This window comes from Microbacterium sp. sgz311019 (assembly GCF_056135325.1).
This window is the reverse complement of record NZ_JBWAXO010000005.1, coordinates 228,848-250,042: the sequence shown is the minus strand read 5'-3', so window position 1 is coordinate 250,042 and position 21,195 is coordinate 228,848. Positions and strand designations below refer to the sequence as shown.

17 protein-coding genes are annotated in these 21,195 nt (G+C 70.6%); 12 read left to right on the top strand and 5 right to left on the bottom strand.

What is annotated here, in order from left to right; all coding sequences use genetic code 11:
• The 8 genes from AC0NZN_RS10120 to AC0NZN_RS10085 all read left to right on the top strand — a co-directional run bounded on the left by AC0NZN_RS10120 (nt 1) and on the right by AC0NZN_RS10085 (nt 8,905).
• On the top strand, nt 1–1,650 hold the full coding sequence (locus AC0NZN_RS10120) for an amidohydrolase (protein WP_474592172.1): 1,650 nt from the start codon (nt 1–3) through the stop codon (nt 1,648–1,650).
• A gap of 45 nt (nt 1,651–1,695) precedes the next feature.
• Nucleotides 1,696–2,235, top strand: a complete 540-nt coding sequence (locus tag AC0NZN_RS10115) for a cysteine hydrolase family protein (protein ID WP_474592171.1) — start codon at nt 1,696–1,698, stop codon at nt 2,233–2,235.
• 22 nt (nt 2,236–2,257) lie between these two features.
• Nucleotides 2,258–3,691 carry an NAD(P)/FAD-dependent oxidoreductase gene (locus AC0NZN_RS10110; protein ID WP_474592170.1) on the top strand — a complete coding sequence of 478 codons (1,434 nt, stop codon included), beginning with the start codon at nt 2,258–2,260 and terminating at the stop codon, nt 3,689–3,691.
• A 96-nt stretch (nt 3,692–3,787) separates the two neighbouring features.
• Nucleotides 3,788–4,636, top strand: coding sequence for an LLM class flavin-dependent oxidoreductase (locus AC0NZN_RS10105; protein WP_474592169.1), 849 nt, complete (start codon nt 3,788–3,790; stop codon nt 4,634–4,636).
• Nucleotides 4,637–4,761: 125 nt separating this feature from the next.
• Complete coding sequence (locus AC0NZN_RS10100; RefSeq protein ID WP_474592168.1) at nt 4,762–5,547, top strand: DeoR/GlpR family DNA-binding transcription regulator; 786 nt, start codon at nt 4,762–4,764, stop codon at nt 5,545–5,547.
• Complete coding sequence (locus AC0NZN_RS10095) at nt 5,544–6,491, top strand: 1-phosphofructokinase family hexose kinase (protein WP_474592167.1); 948 nt, start codon at nt 5,544–5,546, stop codon at nt 6,489–6,491. The genes AC0NZN_RS10100 and AC0NZN_RS10095 overlap by 4 nt, the downstream gene beginning before the upstream one ends.
• Before the next feature lie 28 nt (nt 6,492–6,519).
• Nucleotides 6,520–8,601 (top strand): PTS fructose transporter subunit IIABC, encoded by a 2,082-nt coding sequence (locus AC0NZN_RS10090; RefSeq protein ID WP_474592166.1) that lies wholly within the window; start codon nt 6,520–6,522, stop codon nt 8,599–8,601.
• Between the two features lie 34 nt (nt 8,602–8,635).
• Nucleotides 8,636–8,905 (top strand): HPr family phosphocarrier protein, encoded by a 270-nt coding sequence (locus AC0NZN_RS10085; protein WP_474592165.1) that lies wholly within the window; start codon nt 8,636–8,638, stop codon nt 8,903–8,905.
• 150 nt (nt 8,906–9,055) lie between these two features.
• Here AC0NZN_RS10085 and AC0NZN_RS10080 read toward each other — a convergent pair whose 3' ends face one another.
• Nucleotides 9,056–9,937, bottom strand: a complete 882-nt coding sequence (locus AC0NZN_RS10080; protein ID WP_474592271.1) for an alpha/beta hydrolase — start codon at nt 9,935–9,937, stop codon at nt 9,056–9,058.
• Nucleotides 9,938–9,999: 62 nt separating this feature from the next.
• The gene (locus tag AC0NZN_RS10075) at nt 10,000–11,622 is read right to left on the bottom strand and encodes a PucR family transcriptional regulator (protein ID WP_474592164.1); all 1,623 of its coding nucleotides are present in this window, start codon (nt 11,620–11,622) and stop codon (nt 10,000–10,002) included.
• A gap of 85 nt (nt 11,623–11,707) precedes the next feature.
• Between AC0NZN_RS10075 and AC0NZN_RS10070 the strand changes: the two genes are divergently transcribed.
• The 3 genes from AC0NZN_RS10070 to AC0NZN_RS10060 all read left to right on the top strand — a co-directional run bounded on the left by AC0NZN_RS10070 (nt 11,708) and on the right by AC0NZN_RS10060 (nt 15,298).
• Nucleotides 11,708–13,258, top strand: coding sequence for a CoA-acylating methylmalonate-semialdehyde dehydrogenase (locus AC0NZN_RS10070; RefSeq protein WP_474592163.1), 1,551 nt, complete (start codon nt 11,708–11,710; stop codon nt 13,256–13,258).
• A gap of 17 nt (nt 13,259–13,275) precedes the next feature.
• Complete coding sequence (locus tag AC0NZN_RS10065) at nt 13,276–14,679, top strand: aminotransferase class III-fold pyridoxal phosphate-dependent enzyme (RefSeq protein ID WP_474592162.1); 1,404 nt, start codon at nt 13,276–13,278, stop codon at nt 14,677–14,679.
• A 211-nt stretch (nt 14,680–14,890) separates the two neighbouring features.
• Nucleotides 14,891–15,298, top strand: coding sequence for a transferase (locus tag AC0NZN_RS10060; protein ID WP_474592161.1), 408 nt, complete (start codon nt 14,891–14,893; stop codon nt 15,296–15,298).
• An 18-nt stretch (nt 15,299–15,316) separates the two neighbouring features.
• Here the strand turns inward: AC0NZN_RS10060 and AC0NZN_RS10055 are convergent, their stop codons facing one another.
• A complete protein-coding gene (locus AC0NZN_RS10055) occupies nt 15,317–15,709 on the bottom strand; it encodes a DUF1304 domain-containing protein (RefSeq protein WP_474592160.1) in 393 nt (130 codons plus the stop codon).
• A 172-nt stretch (nt 15,710–15,881) separates the two neighbouring features.
• Here AC0NZN_RS10055 and AC0NZN_RS10050 point away from each other — a divergent pair, with 172 nt between their 5' ends.
• Nucleotides 15,882–16,598: a LysR substrate-binding domain-containing protein gene (locus AC0NZN_RS10050; RefSeq protein ID WP_474592159.1), complete on the top strand. Its 717-nt coding sequence runs from the start codon at nt 15,882–15,884 to the stop codon at nt 16,596–16,598.
• A 314-nt stretch (nt 16,599–16,912) separates the two neighbouring features.
• On the opposite strand, the gene AC0NZN_RS10045 is transcribed toward AC0NZN_RS10050, so the two are convergent.
• Nucleotides 16,913–19,033: a CHAT domain-containing protein gene (locus AC0NZN_RS10045; protein ID WP_474592158.1), complete on the bottom strand. Its 2,121-nt coding sequence runs from the start codon at nt 19,031–19,033 to the stop codon at nt 16,913–16,915.
• 445 nt (nt 19,034–19,478) lie between these two features.
• Nucleotides 19,479–21,185, bottom strand: coding sequence for a S8 family peptidase (locus AC0NZN_RS10040; RefSeq protein ID WP_474592157.1), 1,707 nt, complete (start codon nt 21,183–21,185; stop codon nt 19,479–19,481).
• Nucleotides 21,186–21,195: the final 10 nt, after the last annotated feature.

Here is a 21,195-nt window from a genome sequence, read left to right as displayed (position 1 = left end):
ATGACGTACGCGGACCTCGTCTTCACGGGCGGACCGGTGTTCACCGCCGACACCGTACGCTCACGCGCCTCGGCCGTCGCGGTGGCCGGCGGGCGCATCGTGGCCGTGGGCCACGACCTCGGCGACCTGATCGGTCCGTCGACCGAGGTCGTCGATCTGGCCGGACGGATGCTCATCCCCGGCTTCCAAGACGCGCACGTCCATCCGGTCTGGGGCGGGCTCGACATGCTGCGGTGCAACCTCGCACCGTATGAGACGCAGCCCGAGTACCTCGACGCGATCGCCGAGTACGCGGCATCCCATCCCGACGACGAATGGGTGCTCGGGGGCGGATGGTCGATGTCGGCCTTCCCCGGCGGGACGCCGACCGCGGCCGCGCTCGACACGGTCGTCGCCGACCGCCCGGCGTTCCTGCCCAACCGCGACGGGCACGGCGCGTGGGTGAACTCGGCAGCACTGCGCCGGGCCGGGATCGACCGCGACACTCCGGATCCCGCGGATGGGCGCATCGAGCGGGATGCCGACGGCCACCCGACCGGCACCCTCCACGAGGGCGCCATGACCCTTGTGAACCGCCTGCTCCCGCCCGAGCCGCCGGCACGCCTGGTCGATGCCCTCCTCGAGGGCCAGCGCTACCTGCACTCGTACGGGATCACGGCATGGCAGGACGCCATCGTCGGGTCATACGGGGATGCGGGCGACCCCGGTCCTGCGTATCTGACGGCCGCGGCATCCGGTCAGCTCACCGCCCGCGTGGTCGGTGCCATCTGGTGGGACCGCACGGCGGGTCTCGAGCAGATCCCGGCTCTCGTGGAGCGCCGCGAGCGCTACCGGGGCGGTCGGTTCGCCGCCACCTCGGTCAAGGTCATGCAGGACGGCGTCGCGGAGAACTTCACCGCCTCGATGCTGGAGCCGTACTGCGACGGCCACGGGCACCCGACCGACAACTCGGGCATCTCGTTCGTCGACCCCGCCATCCTGAACGAGGCTGTGCCGCAGCTCGACGCTCTGGGGTTCCAGGTGCACTTCCACGCGATCGGCGATCGTGCGGTGCGCCAGTGCCTCGATGCCGTCGAGCACGCCATCGTGCGCAACGGGCGCACCGACAACCGCCATCACATCGCGCACCTCCAGGTCGTGCACCCGGACGACATCCACCGGTTCCGCGCGCTCGGCGTCGCCGCCAACATGCAGTCGCTGTGGGCCGCGCTCGAGCCCCAGATGGTGGATCTCACCCTGCCGTTCCTCGGCTCCCCGCGCGACGCGTGGCAGTACCCCTTCGGCGATCTGCAGCGCTCCGGAGCGGTCCTCGCCGCGGGCAGCGACTGGTCGGTCTCGTCACCGAACCCGCTTGCCGCGATCCACACGGCCGTGAACCGCACGGCGGCGCCGGAGTACGCGGAGCCCTCTGCCGAGTACGACGCGTTCCTGCCCGAGCAGGCGATCGATCTCACGACGTCCATGACCGCATATACGGCAGGCTCGGCGTGGGTGAATCACCTCGACGATGTCACCGGCACGATCGAAGTGGGCAAGTTCGCCGACCTCGTGGTGCTCGACCGCGATCCGTTCGCCGCGCCGGTCGACGAGATCGCCTCGACGCGGGTGCTGCAGACCTTCGTCGAAGGCGACCGCGTGTACTCGGCCTGACCCTCCCCCGTCCCACGCCGCCCGAACCCGAACGAAGGCCGAACCGTGTCACGACTCCTGCTCATCGTCGACATCCAGCGCGACTACTTCCCGGGTGGTCGCAACCCGCTCGTGGAGCCGGATGCCGCGGCGGACGCCGCATCCCGCCTGCTCTCCGCCTTCCGTGCGGAGGGCTCTCCCGTCGTGCACGTCAAGCACGTGTGGGATGCGCCGGATGCCGCGTTCTTCGCACCCGGGACGCCCGGTGTGGAGATCGACTCGCGTGTCGCCCCGCAGGACGACGAGCCACTCGTCATCAAGGCGTTCCCGAACGCGTTCCGGGAGACGGACCTCGGCGATCACCTCAGCGCGGCTGCCCCGGACGAGCTCGTCATCGTCGGCATGATGTCGTCGATGTGCGTCGACGCCACCGTCCGTGCGGCTGCGGACCTCGGCTACTCGGTGACCGTCGCCCACGATGCGTGCGCCGCTCCCGATCTCGCCTTCGGCGACACCGTCGTACCCGGTGCCCAGGTGCACGCGGCCTTCATGGCCGCGCTCGCCGGCAGCTATGCGCGGGTCGTCTCTGTCGACGATCTCGTCTGACCTGGTCAGGAGCCGATTCCCCGTGGGAACCACCGTCTTCGAACGACGCCGACCTGCCGCATCCGTCATCGCGCACTCCCTGGAGGGCACGGCCCACTCGGTGTTCTGGCGCGACGACCTTCCCGCCGCGCTGCTGCCTGACCGCCCGCCGCTGACGGGCCGCCACCGCGCCGAGCTCGTCATCGTCGGCGGCGGGTACACCGGCCTGTGGACCGCGCTGCTCGCCAAGAAGCGCGCGCCCGACGCGCGCATCGTGGTCGTCGAGGCGCAGCGCGTCGGCTGGGCGGCCTCCGGCCGCAACGGCGGCTTCTGCGAGGCGAGCCTCACTCACGGCCACGAGAACGGCATGGCCCGGTGGCCGAAGGAGATGCCGCTCCTCGAGCGCCTCGGGCTCGAGAACCTCGACGCGATCGAGGCCTCTGAGCACGAGTACGGGATGGACTTCCACTTCGAGCGGACGGGCCAGCTGGCCCCCGCGGTCGAGCCCCATCAGGTCGAATGGCTCAGGGAGTGGGCCGCCGAGGGCGAAGAGGGCGTCGTGTATCTCGACGAGGACGAGGCCCGGGCATCCGTCGCGTCACCGACCTACCTGGCCGCCGTGTGGGAGAAGAACACGTGCGGCATGGTCCACCCGGCACGCCTCGCGGCCGAGCTCGCGCGCGTGGCGGAGGACCTCGGGGTCGAGATCTTCGAGCGTTCCCGCGTGACCGGCATCGAGACGCCGGATCGTGCGGGCGTGTCGGTGGTGACGGATACGGGGCGGGTCGACGCATCCCGAGCGGTCCTCGCGACGAACGTGTTCCCGTCGCTCATCAAGCGCAACCGTCTCATGACCGTTCCGGTATACGACTACGTCCTCATGACCGAGCCGCTCTCGGAGGAGCAGCTCGCGTCGATCGGGTGGCGCGATCGCCAGGGCATCGGCGACATGGCGAACCAGTTCCACTACTACCGGATCTCGAAGGACAACCGCATCCTGTTCGGCGGGTACGACGCGATCTACCACTACGGTCGGAAGGTCCGCAGCGAGCACGAGAATCGTCCCGAGACCTGGGAGAAACTGGCCGCGCACTTCTTCACGACGTTCCCCCAGCTCGAGGGGCTGAGGTTCAGCCACCAGTGGGCCGGCGCGATCGACTCGTCGACCCAGTTCACCGCGTTCTTCGGCACGGCGCGCGATCGCCGAGTCGCATATGCCGCGGGGTTCACGGGTCTCGGCGTCGGCTCGACGCGCTTCGCCGGGGAGGTGATGCTCGATCTGCTTGACGGCGTTCGGACCGAGCGGACCGAGCTGGAGATGGTGCGCAAGCGCCCGATGCCGTTCCCGCCCGAGCCGGCCGCTGCGGCCGCCGTCAACATGGTGCGCTGGTCGCTCGACCGGGCCGATCACAACCAGGGCAAGCGCAACCTCCTGCTGAGGACGCTGGATGCGTTGGGCCTCGGGTTCGACTCGTGATCGGCGGAGTCCTGGTCGACGCGCTGTCCGTCGAGCTCGAGCATCGAGCGCTGAGCGCCCCTGTTCTCGCCCGGCACGCGGGATGAGAATCGTCGCATGGACTACGGTCACGACCTGCAGTTCGGCACGTTCATCACCCCGCGCAACTCGCCTCCGCAGGCGCCCGTCGAGCTCGCGCGGCTGAGCGAGCGCCTCGGCTACGACCTCGTCGCCTTCCAGGACCATCCGTATCAGCCGCGGTTCCACGACACGTGGACCCTGCTGTCGTATGTCGCCGCGGCGACGACCACGATCCAGCTCGCCCCGGATGTCGCCAACCTCCCGCTGCGCCAGCCCGCCGTGCTGGCGCGCGCCGCGGCATCCCTCGACCTCCTCTCCGGTGGCAGGGTCAACCTCGGCCTCGGTGCCGGCGGGTTCTGGGATGCGATCGAGGCGATGGGCGGCCGCCGGCTCACTCCGGGCCGGTCGGTGGATGCGCTCGCCGAGGCCATCGACATCATCCACGGCATCTGGAGCCCCGACGAGCGCGAGCAGCTGCGCGGCGGCGAGCTCTACCCCGTTCACGGCGCGAAGCGCGGCCCGGCGCCGGCGCACCGCATCCCGATCTGGCTCGGGGCGTACAAGCCGCGCATGCTCCGGCTCACCGGCCGTGTCGCCGACGGCTGGCTCCCGTCGCTCGGCTACGTGCGGCTCGCGGACCTCGCCGACGGCAACGCGCGCATCGACGACGCGGCAGCGGATGCGGGGCGCGATCCGCGGGACGTGCGCCGGCTGCTGAACATCTCGGGCGACGAGGGAGCCGAGGCGATCGCGATGCTCGCGCTCGAGCACGGCTTCTCGACGTTCATCTCAGCCGGCGACGATCCGACGTCCGCCGAGCGCTACGCCGCCGAGGTGATTCCGGCTGTGCGCGACGCCGTCGCCGCGGAGCGTGCGGGCGCGTGATCGGTCCGCAAGGGCAGGGAATCGCGGGTGCTGCAGTATCCGTCGATGTTGTGTTTTTGTGACTACCTGTTGTTTTCTCTTTTTTCTTGTTGTAGTGTGTGGGAATCCAAGGGAGGACCCACACGATGTACGCAACGGAGCGGCAGAAGCTTGTCGAGCAGCTCCTCGCCCAGCAGGGGCGGGTCGCCGTGGTCGAGCTCGCGGGGCGATTCGACGTCACGACCGAGACCGTCCGTCGCGACCTCGATGCCCTCGAACGCCAGGGTTCGCTCGTCCGCGTGCACGGGGGCGCCGTCCTCCCCGAGCGTGCCAGCACCACCGAGCTGACACTCGTCGAGCGCGCCGAGCGCCGCAGCGACGACAAGCAGGCGATCGCGCACCGAGCCCTCGACGTCCTTCCCGAGGGCTTCGCCGGGTCGATCTACGTCGACGCCGGCACGACGACCGCGGCCGTCGCCGAACTGCTGCCCACTCGACTCGCCGCCATCCACGGCCGCGCCGACGTCGTCACGCACTCACTGACCGTCGCATCCGCCCTGGCTGCCGACCCCGATGTGTCGCTCACCCTCATCGGCGGGCGCGTGCGCGGCGTGACGGCCGCCGCGGTGGGCGCATCCACCGTCGCGGCGATCGAGGGCCTGCGCCCCGACATCGCGTTCGTCGGCACGAACGGCGTCTCCGCCGACTTCGGCCTCTCGACGCCCGACCCCGACGAGGCCGCCGTCAAGCGCGCGATCGTCCGATCGGCTCGGCGCGTGGTCGTCGTCGCCGACTCGTCGAAGCAGGACCGCGACCTCCTCACCGGATTCGCCTCGCTCGACGAGGTGGACGTGCTGGTGACGGATGCGGCCCCCGAGCCCGCTCTCGCCCATGCCCTGGCCGCCGCCGATGTGGAGGTATCGCTCGCATGATCGTCACGCTCACCGCCAACCCGTCGCTGGACCGCACGATCGTCCTCGAGGCGCCGCTGCGCCCGGGCGAGGTGCAGTCGGCCCTCGAGTCCCGGGAGGATGCCGGCGGCAAGGGCATCAACGTCGCCCGCGTCGTCGCCGCAGCCGACGTCCCGACCATGGCCGTGCTTCCCCTCGACGAGGCGGACCCCTATGTCGGGGCCCTCCGGGCTACGCGCGTGCCCAACCGCGCCGTCCTCGTCGCGGGCAACGCGCGGGCCAATGTGACGATCACCGACCCCGCGGGTGTGACCACCAAGCTCAACCTCCCCGGCACCGAGCTGACCGAGGAGGAGTCCGGCAAGGTCGTCGCCGCCGTCGTCGACGAGTGCGAGGGTGCCGCGTGGCTGGCGATCGCCGGCTCCCTGCCCCCGGGCGTGAGCGACGACTTCTACGTCGACGTCATCCTGGCGGTCCGCGAGCGGTGGGGAGAGAAGGCCCCTCGCATCGCCGTCGACACGTCCGGCGCCGCCCTCGCGGCCGTCGTCGAGCGCGGATATCCCGACCTCATCAAGCCCAACGACGACGAGCTCGCCGAGCTCGCCGGAGTGGAGATCCCCGACGGCGACGAGCACCTCGAGGCGGTGCTGCCCATCGCACGCCGGCTCGTGCCCTCCGCCGTCGGCGCAGCGCTCGTGACCCTCGGCGCCCGCGGCGCCGTGCTCGTCACCGCCGACGGCGCGTGGGCTGCGACCCCGCCGAAGATCCAGGTGGTCAGCACCGTCGGCGCGGGCGACAGCTCGCTCGCCGGCTACCTGCTCGCCGACCTCGAGGGCGCCTCGCCGCAGGAGCGCCTCGTCCGGTCGATGCTCTACGGCGCAGCCGCGGCATCCCTCGCCGGAACCCAAGCCCCCACCCCGCACCAGCTGCCCACGGGCGAGGTGCACACCACCCCGCTCAGCTGAGCCCCCACCCTGGCCAAAGGAGGTCACCGTGTCCAGCACCATCACCCCCGAGCTCGTCAGTCTCGACGTCGGACTCGGATCCGACAAGCAGTCGGTCATCAAATCCCTCGCGGCACGCGTCGTCGCCGAGGGGCGCGCAACGGATGCCGACAAACTGTTCCAAGACGCCTGGGCGCGCGAGGAGAAGGATGAGACCGGCCTGCCCGGTGGCATCGCCATCCCGCACGCCAAGAGCGCCGCGGTGACGACGGCATCCCTCGTCTTCGCCCGTCTGAAGCCGGGCGTCGACTTCGGCGCCTTCGACGGCCCCGCCGACCTCGTCTTCCTCATCGCGGCGCCCCAGCATGCGGCCGAAGAGCACCTGGCCGTGCTCTCGAAGCTCGCGCGCAGCCTCATGCGCGACGACTTCACGGCGGGTCTGCGCGCGGCCGAGACCCCCGAGGACGTCGTCTCGATCGTGGATGCGGCGCTCTCGGACCAGCCGGCAGCGGCACCTGCGGCGGCAGCGGCCGCGGCTCCGGCTGCGGCTGCGGCCCCTTCCGCCGACAGCGGCCTCACGGTCGACGGCCGCCCGGCGCGCATCGTCGCGGTGACCTCGTGCGCGACCGGCATCGCACACACGTTCATGGCCGCCGACGCACTGACCGCCGCAGGAAAGGTGCAGGGGGTCGACCTCGTCGTCGAGCCGCAGGGCTCCAGCGGCTACCAGGCGCTCCCGCAGGCCGTCATCGACAACGCCGACGCGGTGATCTTCGCGAACGACGTCGACGTGCGCGAGGAGGGGCGCTTCGCCGGCAAGCCGGTCGTCCGCTCCGGCGTCAAGCGCGGCATCGAGCACCCGAACCAGCTGATCGCCGAGGCGGTCGCGGCGGCCAACAATCCCTCGGCGCCGCGCGTGGGCGCTGCGGGTGGCGGCGGTTCGTCGGGTACGACCACGACGACCGGCAAGCTGTCGTGGGGCGCGAACATCCAGCGCATCCTGCTGACCGGTGTGAGCTACATGATCCCGTTCGTCGCCGGCGGCGGTCTGCTGATCGCCCTGGGCTTCCTGCTCGGCGGCTACGGCATCGCGCTCGCCCACGGCGACTCGGGCGTCAACAACGCGGTGTACACGATCCAGCACTACGGGCTGTTCAACCTGCCGCCCGAGGGCCTGCTGTACTACCTCGGCGCGATCGCGTTCCAGATCGGCGCGACGAGCATGGGCTTCCTCGTCTCGGCGCTCGCGGGCTACATCGCCTTCGCGATCGCCGACCGCCCTGGCATCGCCCCCGGCTTCGTCGCCGGTGCGATCGCGGTGTTCATGAACACCGGCTTCATCGGAGGCATCGTCGGCGGTCTGCTGGCAGGCTTCACGGCCTACTGGATCGCGAGCTGGAAGGTTCCCCGCTGGCTGCGCGGCCTCATGCCGGTGGTGATCATCCCGCTGCTCGCATCCATCGTCGCGTCGGGCTTGATGATCCTCGTCCTCGGGCGGCCCATCGCCTGGCTGATGACGGCCCTGAACGACTGGCTGACGGCGCTGTCCGGTACCGCGGGCATCGTCCTCGTCGGCGTGGTTCTCGGTCTCATGATGTGCATCGACCTCGGCGGGCCGATCAACAAGGTGGCGTACTCGTTCGCCGTCGCCGGGCTCGCGTCCGCGTCGCCGACGAACCACGTGCCCTACATGATCATGGCCGCGGTGATGGTCGCCGGCATGGTGCCCCCGCTGGCGATGGCGCTGGCATCCACCGTCCTGGCGCGAGGGCTGTTCACCCCGGTGGAGCGCGAGAACGGCAAGGCGGCGTGGCTCCTCGGCGCGGCGTTCATCAGCGAGGGAGCCATCCCGTTCGCAGCGGCCGATCCGCTGCGCGTCATCCCGGCCTCGATGGTCGGTGGGGCGGTCGCGGGCGGCCTCAGCATGGCGATGGGCGTCGAGCTGATCGCCCCGCACGGCGGCATCTTCGTGTTCTTCGCGATCAACCCGTTCTGGGCGTTCCTGGTCGCTCTGATCGCGGGCTTCGTCGTGACGGCGCTCCTGGTCGTGGCCTTCAAGCGGTTCATCGCGCCGAAGGAGCTGCAGGAGGCCGAGCACGCCACCGAGGCCGTCACCGCGGTTCCGGCCTGATCCCCTGCTCGACGCAACGAAAGGAACGACACCCATGCCAGAACGTCAAGCCACCATCGCCAGCAGCTCCGGGCTGCACGCTCGCCCCGCGAAGCTGTTCGTGCAGGCCGTGCAGGCGAAGACGGTCCCCGTCACGATCGCGGTCGCCGGCGGCCCCGACCTCAACGCGGGCAGCATCCTCTCCCTGATGGGCCTCGGCGCGGCGTACGGCTCGGTCGTGACGCTGAAGGCCGAGGGCGTCGGTGCGGACCAGGCGCTCGACGAGCTCGTGGTCCTGCTGGAGACGGACCTCGACGCCGAGTAGCCGATCCGATCGATGGATGCCGCGGGCCTTCGGGTCCGCGGCATCCGTCGTGTTCCGGTCCCCGAACCCGCATTCGTTTCCCGAACCCGCATCCAAATGGCGCGAATCGAGTGAGGGTTCGGGAAACGAGTGCGGGATCGCGAGGGTGGGTTATGCCAGCACGCGGTGGAGGAACTCGACCTCGGCGCGGCTCACGAGGTCGAACAGCTCGGACCGTTCGTGGAGCAGACCGAAGTGACCGCCGTCGATGCGCAGGAGCTCACCGCCCGCGGCGGCGCACGCGTCGCGCGAGACCTGGGGCTCGGCCCCGGGCATCGCATCGTCGTCCGCCACGATCCACAGCGACGGGCAGGCCACATGCGGGGCGAGGACGCTCATCGTGAACGGCGCCGGCGCGCGCAGCGATGCCATGCGCGCCTCGTTCCGCCACGTCGATCCCGGGCGCATCCCGTACGCGCCGAACCAGGCTGCGGCCGACGGGTCCGTGAGCAACGGCTCCTGCTGATCGGGTTCGAGCGCGACGACGGGATGCGGGTCCCCGACCCGCGCGGTCGTCGGATCGACGCTCCGCGCGAACTCCGCCAGCGCCCGGAACTGCGACCCGTCGGCATCCGCCTCTCCGTACGTCGTGCCGCAGGCCGGCACCTGCACGACGAGCGCCGCGATCGCCGGGGAGAACGCCGCGAGCGCGACGCACACCGCCCCGCTGAAGCTGTCGCCCCACAGGACGATGCGGGATGCGTCGACCCTCTCGTGCGCGCGCGCGAACTCGACGGCGTGCTCGTAGCCGCGCAGCTGCAGCCACCGGCTGATCACACCGCGCTCGCCTGCGCTGCGCCCGAACCCCTCGTGATCGAACAGCAGCACGGCGAAGCCGGCCGCATGCAGCACCGCGGCGTAGTCGTCGACCACCATGCCGAACGCCGTGCACGAGAAGCCGTGGGTCATGACGACGACCGGCCGCGGTTCGTCGTGCGTGTAGAGTCGGCCGCGGATCGTCGCCGCGGCGCCGGGGAACGAGACATCCGTCATCACGGCTTCAGTCTCGCGCCTTCTGCCGCCTCTCCCGGTAGAACCTCACCTCCGGCAACGCGCTAGCGTCGGCTGGCGCGCCGCACGAGCAGCGCCACATGGAGCGCGGCCTGCGTCTCACCGTCGTCCAGATCGGTGCCCAGGAGGTTCTCGATGAGGGCGATGCGCTGGTAGAACACCGAGCGCGACAGGTGCGAGGCGGATGCCGCCGCCGTGCGGTTGCCCGGGTGCGCGAGCATCGCGCCCAGCACATCCAGCAGGTCGCCGTCGCGCGCGAGGTCGTAGTCGATGAGGGGCGCGAGCATGCGCTCGCCGTGCTCGAGCAGCCGATGGTCGTCGCGCAGCGCGGTGAGCAGGCGGACGAGCGGCCGGTCGTCACCGCGACGCACGCGGAGGCCGCGGGCCTCGCGCCAGCCGCCTCCGGCGGCGAGGTCGATCGCCTCCTGGAGCGACGCGAGCGCCTCATCGAGCCCGGATGCCGATGCCCCGACCGACAGCACGGAGCGATCGGCACCATCGCCGGCCGCGGCGCGGGCGAACGCCCGGGCGGTCCGGTCGTCGAGCTCGACCCCGAGCGGCAGGGACAGCAGCACGGCCGCCGCCGGAGCGGGAACACCCGCCGGCGCCGAGCCGACCAGCGCACGCCCGCGCAGGCCGCGGGCGGCGGCATCCACCGCCTCGGGCGAGATCGGCGCACCCGAGAGCACCAGTCCGTACAGGCGGGCACCCGTCACCGGCAGTCCCGCCGCCTCCAGGCGCGCGGCCGCCGCGCCGGCTCCCGCGAAGCGGCCCGCCAGCAGCGCGTCGACCAGTCGACGCCGGCCGAGCCGCGCCCACTCGTCGGAGTCGCCGTCGGCGAGACGGCCCAAGGCGAGGGCGATGGCGCCCTGCTCGAGCACGCCGCGACGACCGGCGGGATGCGGCGGCCCGGGAAGGAGCAGCAGGTATCCCCATCGCGTTCCCCGCGCCTCGACCGGAACCACCAGCAAGTCCCCCGGGTCGCGGTGCGCCGCGCGCGAACGGTACTCCCACCCCGTCAGCAGCTCCTCCTCGAGCGCGGGCGGCATGTCCACGGCGATGACCTCGTGCGCGAGGTTCTCGAGCACGACCGGTGCGCCGAGTGTCTGCGCGAGCTGGTGGACGACGTAATCCGCCGGTGCGCCGCGCAGCGCGAGCGCGGTGAACCGCTCCCGCACCTCGTCGCGGGCGCGCAGGGCCGCCGTCTGCTCCGAGATGATGCGGTTGTGCACCGCCTCGGTGACCGCGACGAACTTCACCTCGCGATGCAGCGTCGCCAGCGCGAGGTCGTGCTCGCGCGCGGCCTCGGCGACGACGGCCGGCAGGTAGCGGTAGTGCGTGCCGAGCTCCAGGACGAGCCCCGCGAGCCCCGCATCGACGAGGTCGGCGATGAACCCGCGGAGCGCCACGGGGTCGGCCGGCCAGCCGCTGCCCGTCGACAGCAGCAGCTCGCCGCCGTTGAGCAGGCGTGCGACTCCGGCGCTGTCGGACACGTGCACCCACCGCACCCGCGCGTCGAGCGGCGCACCGCCGACGATGATCTCCGGCAGCCCCTCGACCACCTCCGGCAGAGCGAGCACCTCGCGTACCGTGGGAAGGCTCGCGTCGGCCGCCGCCCCGTTCGGACGATCCGTTCGGATCGACGCATCTTCGCGACGATCATCCATGCGTCTCCCCTTCGGACCGCTGTCACACTTGAAGTCATAAGCCTAAAGGATGACCGCACGATCTGTCCGGAACGAGAGGGACACCATGAGCATCACTGAGACTTCGCCCACTGCTGCAGGCACAGCATCCGTTCCCCAGATCGGTCATTGGATCGATGGCGCCGTCGTCCCGTCGAGGTCGGGCCGGACGGCGCCGGTGTTCAATCCCGCGACCGGGGCGGTCGCGGCGGAGGTCGCGCTGGCCGACGACGCCGAGATCGCGACCGCGATCGCGTCCGCCGTGCGCGGGTTCGAGGTGTGGTCGCAGTACTCGATCGCGAAGCGGCAGGCGGTGCTGTTCGCGTTCCGCGAGCTGCTGAACGCCCGCAAGGGCGAGCTGGCGGCCATCGTCACGTCCGAGCACGGCAAGGTGCTCTCGGACGCTGCCGGCGAGATCGCCCGCGGTCTGGAGGTCGTCGAGTTGGCGACCGGGTTCCCGCACCTCATCAAGGGTGCTTACTCGGAGAACGCGTCGACCGGTATCGACGTGTACTCGCTCAAGCAGCCCCTGGGCGTGGTCGGCGTGATCAGCCCGTTCAACTTCCCGGCGATGGTGCCGATGTGGTTCTTCCCCATCGCGATCGCCGCCGGCAACAGCGTCGTGCTCAAGCCGAGCGAGAAGGACCCGTCCGCGGCGCTGTGGATGGCGAAGCTGTGGCAGGAGGCGGGGCTCCCCGACGGCGTGTTCACGGTGCTGCAGGGCGACAAGCAGGCCGTGGACGGGCTGCTGACCTCGCCCGACGTGCAGTCGATCAGCTTCGTCGGCTCGACCCCGATCGCCCAGTACATCTACGAGACCGCCTCGAAGCACGGCAAGCGCGTGCAGGCCCTGGGCGGGGCGAAGAACCACATGCTCGTCCTGCCGGATGCCGACCTCGACCTCGCCGCCGACATGGCGGTCAACGCCGGGTACGGTGCCGCGGGCGAGCGCTGCATGGCGATCTCCGTCGTCCTGGCCGTCGAGCCGGTCGCGGACGAGCTGATCGCCAAGGTGCAGGAGCGGATCGGCCGGCTGAAGATCGGCAACGGTGCCGGCATGGACGGCGTGGAGCCCGACATGGGGCCGCTGATCACCGGCGTGCACCGCGACAAGGTCTCCTCCTACGTGGACATCGCTCAGGCCGACGGCGCCACCGTCGTCGTGGACGGCCGCGGCCTGGTCGTCGACGGGCACGAGGACGGGTTCTACTTCGGCCCGACCCTGCTGGACAACGTGCCCACCACGTCCCGCGCGTACACGGAGGAGATCTTCGGCCCGGTGCTCTCCGTCGTGCGCATCGAGACGTTCCAGGAAGGCGTCGACCTGATCAACAGCGGCCAGTTCGGCAACGGCACCGCGATCTTCACCAACGACGGCGGCGCCGCGCGCCGGTTCCAGAACGAGATCCAGGTCGGCATGATCGGCATCAACGTGCCGATCCCCGTCCCGGTCGCGTACCACTCGTTCGGCGGATGGAAGCAGTCCCTGTTCGGCGACGCGAAGGCATACGGCGTGCACGGGTTCGACTTCTTCACCCGTGAGAAGGCCATCACGAGCCGCTGGCTCGACCCGGCCACCCACGGTGGCATCAACCTCGGCTTCCCCCAGAACAACTGACACTCGCAGGACACACGATGACCGACACCCTCACGACCGCGTCGTACACCGACCGGCTCGGCGACACCCACGCACTCCCCGACCTCGAGGCCGAGGCCCGGGTGCGAGCGGATGACCGCGCCTATGTCTTCCACTCCTGGAGCGCCCAGGCACTCATCGACCCGCTGCCCGTCGCCGCGGGCGAAGGAGCGACCTTCCGGGACTACCAGGGCAACGCCTACCTCGACTTCTCGTCGCAGCTGGTGAACCTGAACCTCGGGCACCAGCATCCCGATCTCATCCGCGCCATCCAGGAGCAGGCCGGCCGTCTCGCGACGATCCAGCCGTCCATGGCCAACGACGTGCGCGGCGAGCTGGCACGCCGCATCGCCGAGGTCGCGCCGGGCGACCTGAACAAGGTGTTCTTCACCAACGGAGGTGCCGACGCCAACGAGAACGCCGTGCGCATGGCCCGGGCCGTCACCGGCAAGCGCAAGGTGCTCTCGATGTACCGCAGCTACCACGGCAACACCACCACGGCGATCTCGCTCACCGGCGACCCGCGCCGGTGGGCGAACGAGCCCGGCGACGGCAGCGTCGCCCACTTCTTCGGCCCCTACGCCTACCGCTCGCCGTTCCACTCGTCGTCCCCCGAGGAGGAGGCGCAGCGCGCGCTCGAACACCTCGAGCAGGTCATCGTCCTCGAGGGCGCCTCGACGATCGCCGCCATCATCCTCGAGTCGATCGTCGGCACCAACGGAGTCCTCGTGCCCCCGCCCGGATACCTCCCGGGCGTGCGCGAGCTGTGCGACCGGTACGGCATCGCCTTCATCGCGGACGAGGTGATGGTCGGCTTCGGCCGCGTCGGCGAGTGGTTCGCCGTCGACCGCTTCGGTGTCACGCCCGACCTCATCACCTTCGCGAAGGGCGTGAACTCGGGGTACGTGCCGCTCGGCGGCGTCGTCATCTCCGACCGCATCGCGAGCCACTTCGACACGGTGGCGTTCCCGGGCGGCCTCACATACTCGGGCCACCCGCTGGCGTGTGCAGCCGGGGTCGCCACGTTCGAGGTGTTCGAGCGTGACGGCATCCTCGAACGCGTCCGCGACCTCGGTGCCCGGGTCGTGCAGCCTCGCCTGCAGGAGATCGCCGCGAACCACGCATCCGTTGGCGATGTCCGGGGCGCGGGCCTCTTCTGGGCCATCGAGCTCGTGAAGAGCAAGGAGACGCGCGAGCCGCTCGTGCCGTTCAACGCCGCCGGCGCGGACGCCGCTCCGGTCGCGGCCGTCGCCGCGGCCTGCAAGAAGGCCGGCGTGTGGCCGTTCACGCACTTCAACCGCCTGCACGTCGCACCGCCGCTCGTCATCGCCGAGGACGAGCTGCGCCGCGGACTCGACGTCATCGACCGCGCCCTCGAGGTCGCCGACGAGTACGCCGTCTGACCTGGGGAAACGGAGAAGGGATGCCGCGGCTCGCGGCATCCCTTCTTCGCGTCTGCGTGCCCACGACCGGGCCCCGATTGAACCATCCAGGGTGTCTGATGCGTGACATCTGTGCGCCTGCTGAGTGCGGGAATGGGATGCCGAAGACCGACGTTGCATCTATTCCGGTGCATAGTGCACACCCTGGGACTGTGCGCCGGCGGAGGGAACCGTGGGCAAGAACTACGTGGATATCGAGAAGGAAAGCGGCGAGACGCTGCGCTACCGCAAGCACGTCAACGGCCGGGGACTGATCGCGCACGGCGCGAAGGTGCACCCCACGGCTGTCGTGGAGACGGGGGCGTATGTCGAGCCCGGAGCGCAGATCGCTGCCGGGGTGCATGTCCACCACGGAGCCTGGATCGAGTCCGACGCCGTCATCGGCCCGGAGGCTGACATCGCTGCACACGCGCACATCGGCCCCGGCGCCGCCATCGGCGCGCGCGCGAAGATCGGGGTGCGCACGAGTGTCGGCGATCACGCCATCGTCGCGATGGGCGCGCTCATCGGCGACGACGAGATCATCGCCGATCGCGCACACGTCGCGACTGACAAGAGGGGCCTGCGTCTGGCCGCCTGACCCCGCGTCCCGCGCCGCCTATGCGAAGAGCATGAGCACGAAGCCGATCAGCGGCAGAGTGCCCTGCAGCAGGGCGGCGCGCAGGTATTTGAGGCCGGTGGTCGTCAGCACGAGCGCTGCGGCGACCATCGACCCGAGGCTGAACAGCACGAGCGTGCGACCGGCGACCAGCGCGTCCGGGCCGCCCATCGCGAACAGAAGGATGCCGAGGCCCGCCCCGATGGCGAGGAACAGGTTGTAGAACCCCTGGTTGTACGCCATCGGCCTGGTGATGTCGGCCGACTGCTGGTCGGCGACCCCGAAGCGCCGCCACACAGCGGGCGTCGTCCACCGCACGCTCTCCATGATGAAGATGTAGACGTGCAAGAGCGCGGCGAGCGCTGCGAACACGAGCGCGAGGATTCCGACCATGCGCACACGGTATCGCGCAGTGCGGGTGCCTTCCGGGATTCGGCCGCCCCGGCTTGGGCAGGTTCCGAAGCCCGCCCCGGACGGCCCGCCCGGCCGCGTCCGCGACTCGATCCCCTGGGCCGGGAATGCCGGTGACCGCCGCCGGTGAGACCGGCGAGGTACGGTGGGGCTCATGGCGAACGGCAGGCGGGGTGGCGCACGTCCGGGCAACCCGCGCGTGGGAAGGCCCGGCACTCAGCCGAAGGGCAGGCCACGGCAGCCCCCGGCACCCCAGCCGATCGTGCCCGAGCCCGAGCCAGCGGAGTCGTTCCGGCTGGGAGCGATCCCGGGAGCCACACCCGGCAAGTGGATCGACATCTGGAACGAACGGATGCCGCGCACCCGCCTCGAGCTGGTCCCCCTGAGCGTCTCCGAGCAGCACGATGCCCTGCGGCGGGGCGAGGTCGATGCGGCCCTCATCCGGCAGCCCATCGACCAGGACGGCCTGCACGTCATCGCCCTGTACGACGAGGCCACGGTCGTGGTCGTCGCCGCGGACTCCCACCTCACCGCCGCCGACGAGCTCGACGCCGCGGACCTCGAGGGCGAGGTGCTCATCGTGCCGCAGGATGACGTGCTGGGCCTCGAGGTGGACGGCACCGTCGCACCGAGCTTCGCCTCTCCCGAGACCACGGCCGACGCCATCGCCACCGTGGCGGCGGGGGTCGGGGTCGTGATCGTTCCGATGTCGCTCGCCCGGCTGCATCACCGGAAGGATGCCGAGTACCGCCTGCTGCGCGATGCGCCGTCGTCCCGCGTCTCACTGGCGTGGGTGGCCGACCGGACGACCCCGGAGGTCGAGGCGTTCGTGGGCATCGTGCGCGGTCGCACCGCGAACTCCTCCCGCTGAGCCCTCTCACCCCCGACCGCGAGCCCGCACTCGTTTCCCCAGCCCGCATCCGATTCACGTCAATCGAGTGCGGGTTCGGGAAAGGAGTGCGGGCTCGCGGCCGATGCGGCACAACGAAAGGCGGGGGATGTCGCCGACCTGGGTCTCTGCGACATCCCCCCGGAACCGGCGCGCGGACGATCGGCACTCCCCAAGTGCCCCCCGATGATCTGACCGCTGCCCCCAGCAATGCGGGTGTTCCCCCCGGATCCCGCTCTATGCAGCGCCGTTCCACAGTGTCAGAGCGCCTATCCATACCTCTGATACAAGGTTTTTCAGAATCCTGCGCCGTGCACCTGGAAAGACGACACCAGGCCCGTCCGGGTCGACGCGTCGGCCAGCGCGGCCGACGGCGTGAGACCCGCGACGAGGCCGGCATGCATGGCCCCGAGCAGCTCGCACGCGATGTCGTCGGCGACGATCACCGGCGTCGCCACGACGGCGTGCGTCCCGGCGTGCAGCCAGACCCGGGTCATCCCGACCGCCTCCTCGCCCCAGCGGACCGACGACCGGCCGACCTCGCACGACGACAGCACGACGATCGACGGGACCCGCGGGATGCGGTCCACGTCGTAGCCGAACAGCGTGCCGTCGGCGAGCTCCATGCCGGAGAAGAGCGCGTTGGATGCCGCGTGCCTCCCGTGCGCGGCGACGTGCAGCACGTCAACGTCCGCGGCGAGGTCGGCCACCGCATCCACCGTCGCATCATGCCCGCGGAGCACACGGGCGGACGGCCACGCGGATGCCGCGGCCTCTGTCTCCTCGTCACCCCGCGCGACGCGAGGGCCGACCGCGAATCCCGCCGTGCGGGCGGTCGCGGCGCCCGTCTGGGCGACCCAACGGGTGACGGACGCCGCCAGGGTGAATTCGCGCCCGCGCAGCGCGGGCAGCATCCCCCACGGCAGGCCGCCGAGGACTCCGGGCACCGTGATGACGATCCTCTGCGCATCGGCGAACGCGACGACCTCGTCGAGCAGTGCGGCGGAGATGACGGCGAGCCGGTCGTCGAGGTTGCGCTTGACGACCTCGACCATCGGGCCGGAATGGATGGACGCAGCCATATCGAGGTCGGCCCGCAGCCCCGGGAGCATCCGCCGGACGCTCTGCCATCCCGGGAGGTCGATGATCTTGGCGCGATCGCCCGTGACGACGAGGGCCGTGAGCACCTCGCCGGAGTAGACGAAGTTCAGCAGCGCCGTGCGGCTGTCGAGCGCATCCCGCAGCGACTCCAGCGTGACGCGCTGATGGATGCCGGCCGCCCCCGTCGCCGACCATTGGCGCTCCCGCGCCCGCTCCTCGAGTGCGGCGAGCCGGGGGTCACGGCGCCACGCGCCGGTCGGGTCGTCGGAGCGGAGGTGGCGCAGCTCGGCGAGGTCGGCGGCGAGCTGCGGATCCTGCGGAGGGCGGATCGCCACCACCTGCTGGCTGAGGTGCCGCGCGCGCTCCGACCATTCGAAAAGGACGTCCGGGCGCCGCGTCCGGACGGCCGACGCCAGCCCCGCGACGATCAGGTTGCGACCGTGGGCCGACACCGACGTCTGCAGGTCGAGGCTGCCGAACGCCGCCTGCCACTCGGCGAGCTCGTCGAGCCCCGCCGAGATGTGCCTGCGGACGTCGGCCTCGCGGCCGACGGCGACGGCCCGTTCGGCCCGCGCCTCGTGCGCCAGCAGGCGCACCTCGAGCGAGGCGGTGCGCGGGACGCGCAGGGCGCGCGTCGCGCTGGGGCCGGCCCGCGGATGGCGTGACCGCCAGATGTCGAGCGACAGACGCAGGGCGGCGGCCTCGCTCGCGAAGCCGAACCCGTCGAGGGCGGATGCCACGGCCTCCGCCTCGGCAGGATCCAGGGGGCGGCGCGGCTCCGGCACCCGCCCGCTGAGCGCCGGCGCACCGGCCGCGAGCTCGGCGCGCAGGCGGATGGCGTCGGCCCGCGACGCCCACGCCTCGTTGCCGACCGAGCGGAAGCGGTTCGCCGAGGCCGCAGCCGTCTTCCGCGCCTTCGGCGGGTCGTGCATGAGCTGCGACCGTGCCAGCTGGAACTCCGTCTCGGCCCGGGACTGCGGCATGCGGTGACGCCCGAAGATCGGAGCCGACGCTGCGAGCAGCGCCTCGGCTTCGTTGGTCTGCCCCGCATCCCGAAGCACCTCGGCCCGGTCGATGTCGCCGATCGCCGCAGCGACGGGGGAGGTCGCGGCGAGCGGGCGGGCCGCGAGCATGCCCTGCAGGGCGCTCACGAGGTCTCCCCTGAGGAGTTCGACGTACGCGCGGTTGTGCTGGGCTTGACCTTGCTCAACCGTGAGGCCTGCCGCCTTGAAGGTCTCGATGGCGGCGTCCATGTCGGCGATCGCGTCGGTGAACCGCTGCGATTGGATCGCGACCAGGCTTCGGTTGATTCGCACTCTCGCCGCTTCGACCGTGTCCCCGAGGCTGTCGATGGCCTCGGTCAGCCATCGGTCGGCTTCCGAGAGGCGGCCGCTGTACATCGCCAGGGCGCCGAGTTGCCCGAGTAATGCAGAACGCGTGTGGTCCCCGATGCCGGGCATCTCACTGGCGGCGATCGCGGCGAATTCAGCCTCGTCTGGACGACCGATGCGCTGGAGGATGACCGCACGAGTTCCCAGAATCCTCGCCTGCATGTCCGCATCAGTCGCGGCCGCTTGAGCCTGATCGAGCGCGTGCGAAGCCTCGGCATAGCGCCCGCTGATGCTCAGGGTGACCGCGCGGCGATGCCAGGACTCCCCTGACCGAGACACGACTACATCTTCTCGCGAATGCGATGCGTTCCGGTCATGGGCTCGATATCGGGTCTGGGATGAAGCCGACGGAGTTGTGCCCGTAACTCACCTACGCGGGAGCAATTACCGTTCCCGCCTGCCGCTGCATCACTCCGCTCGCGGACGATCGCAACAGGTCTATGCGCTTCTTGAGATCGACCTTGCCGCTCATCAGTGCATCCGTGAGCTCGGCAGCGAGCGTTCCGGCCACATGCGGAGCAGCGAAGGAGGTGCCGCTCCACAGTCCGAACCCGCCGGTGCAGTCATCCGGGTCGATCGTCTCTCTTCGGAGCCCGTATCGATCGTTCCGGGTCCCCGCTTGTATGCCTCCATTGAAGGGCGGCGTCGTGCTGAGAACCGAGACACCGGGGGCGTACGCTCGAACCCACGCGCCGATGTTGCTGAACAGCGCGACCGAACGATGGTTCGGGTTCAGAGCGCCCACCGAGAGGTGCGGTGCGACATCCGCGGGATCCTCGACAGTGAACTCTGCACCAGGCCAATCCCATAGCGCCGCGGGGAATGCCGGACGATCGGTCGCGTCGTTGCCCGCCGAGCAGACCACCGCGCAACCCTTGTTTCGAGCCGCCACCAAGAGTTGGGAGAGCGTGTGATCGAACAGCTCATCGTCCGGCGTCTCGTGGTAATACCCGAGTGACAGATTGAGGACGTCGATCGGGCGCCCGCCCGCTTTCGGGGGCGCAGCCATCCACTGGACGAGCGAGCGGACGGCCATCATGAAGTCGCCCTCGAGAAGCGCGCCCGTGCTGTTCGCCACGCGGACCGCGATGATGTCGGCCTCGGGTGCGAGTTGGCGAATGATTCCCGCGATGAAGGTGCCATGGCCCGACGCCGGGTCGATCGCTCCGTCGAACTGGCCGATCAGGTCGCCCGACACTTCCGGGTCGGTCGCAGCAGTGTGCTCGCCGATGTGGTGTCCGTCGAAGGTCGGTGTCCGAGTCACGATGTCATCGGTGAGCCAGGGGTGTTTTCCACACCCGGTGTCGAGGATCGCCACGACGGGACGACGTCCGCTCGACGCGAGCTTCCGAGAGCGTATCGGGCCCGCACCTATGTAATCGACCACCTGTCGGCCGCCGCTTCCGGGCTGAGCGTAACTCCCCGTTCCGGGGGCGTTGGTGCTCCCGTAGGGATTGGTCGACCCATACGGGTTCGTCGACCCGTACGGGTTGGTAGACCCATAAGGGTTCGTCGACCCGTACGGGTTGGTAGAGCCATAAGGGTTCGTCGACCCGTACGGGTTGGTAGAGCCATACGGATCCACGCTCAGGACGTGATCCAGGCTCACGCCCGGCACATCCGGCTTTCCTCCATTGGCGCTGGCCCGCGCGCGGGCGCGCTGCAGCAGGCGCCACGCGTCGATCGGCGGGACGGGCTGGTCGTCCTTGTCAGGGCTCGGCGACGGGAAGATCGACACGCGATGGATGGTCGGCAGCTCGAGCGCTTCCCGCCAGCGACGCGCGCGAGCTGACGCATCCTCCCGGGTCAGCGGCGTCCCGTCCATGTTCTGCAGGGCGATGCCCCATCCGAAGTCGGATGCGGCGTTCGCCAACAGGTCGAGCAGCGACTCGAGTGCGCCGTCGGAGACGGTGACGAGCAGGTGCGACCGGTCGTACGACGTCGGATACGCGTTGACGCCCGCCACGGGCTCGCTGGCAGGATCCAGCGGCACGCCCTGCGCGCGGGCCGCGTCATAGCGGTCGCGCCAGGAGGCGGGAGGACGGTCGGAGGACGAATCGGGGGGAAGGTCGGTCATCTGCTGTCCT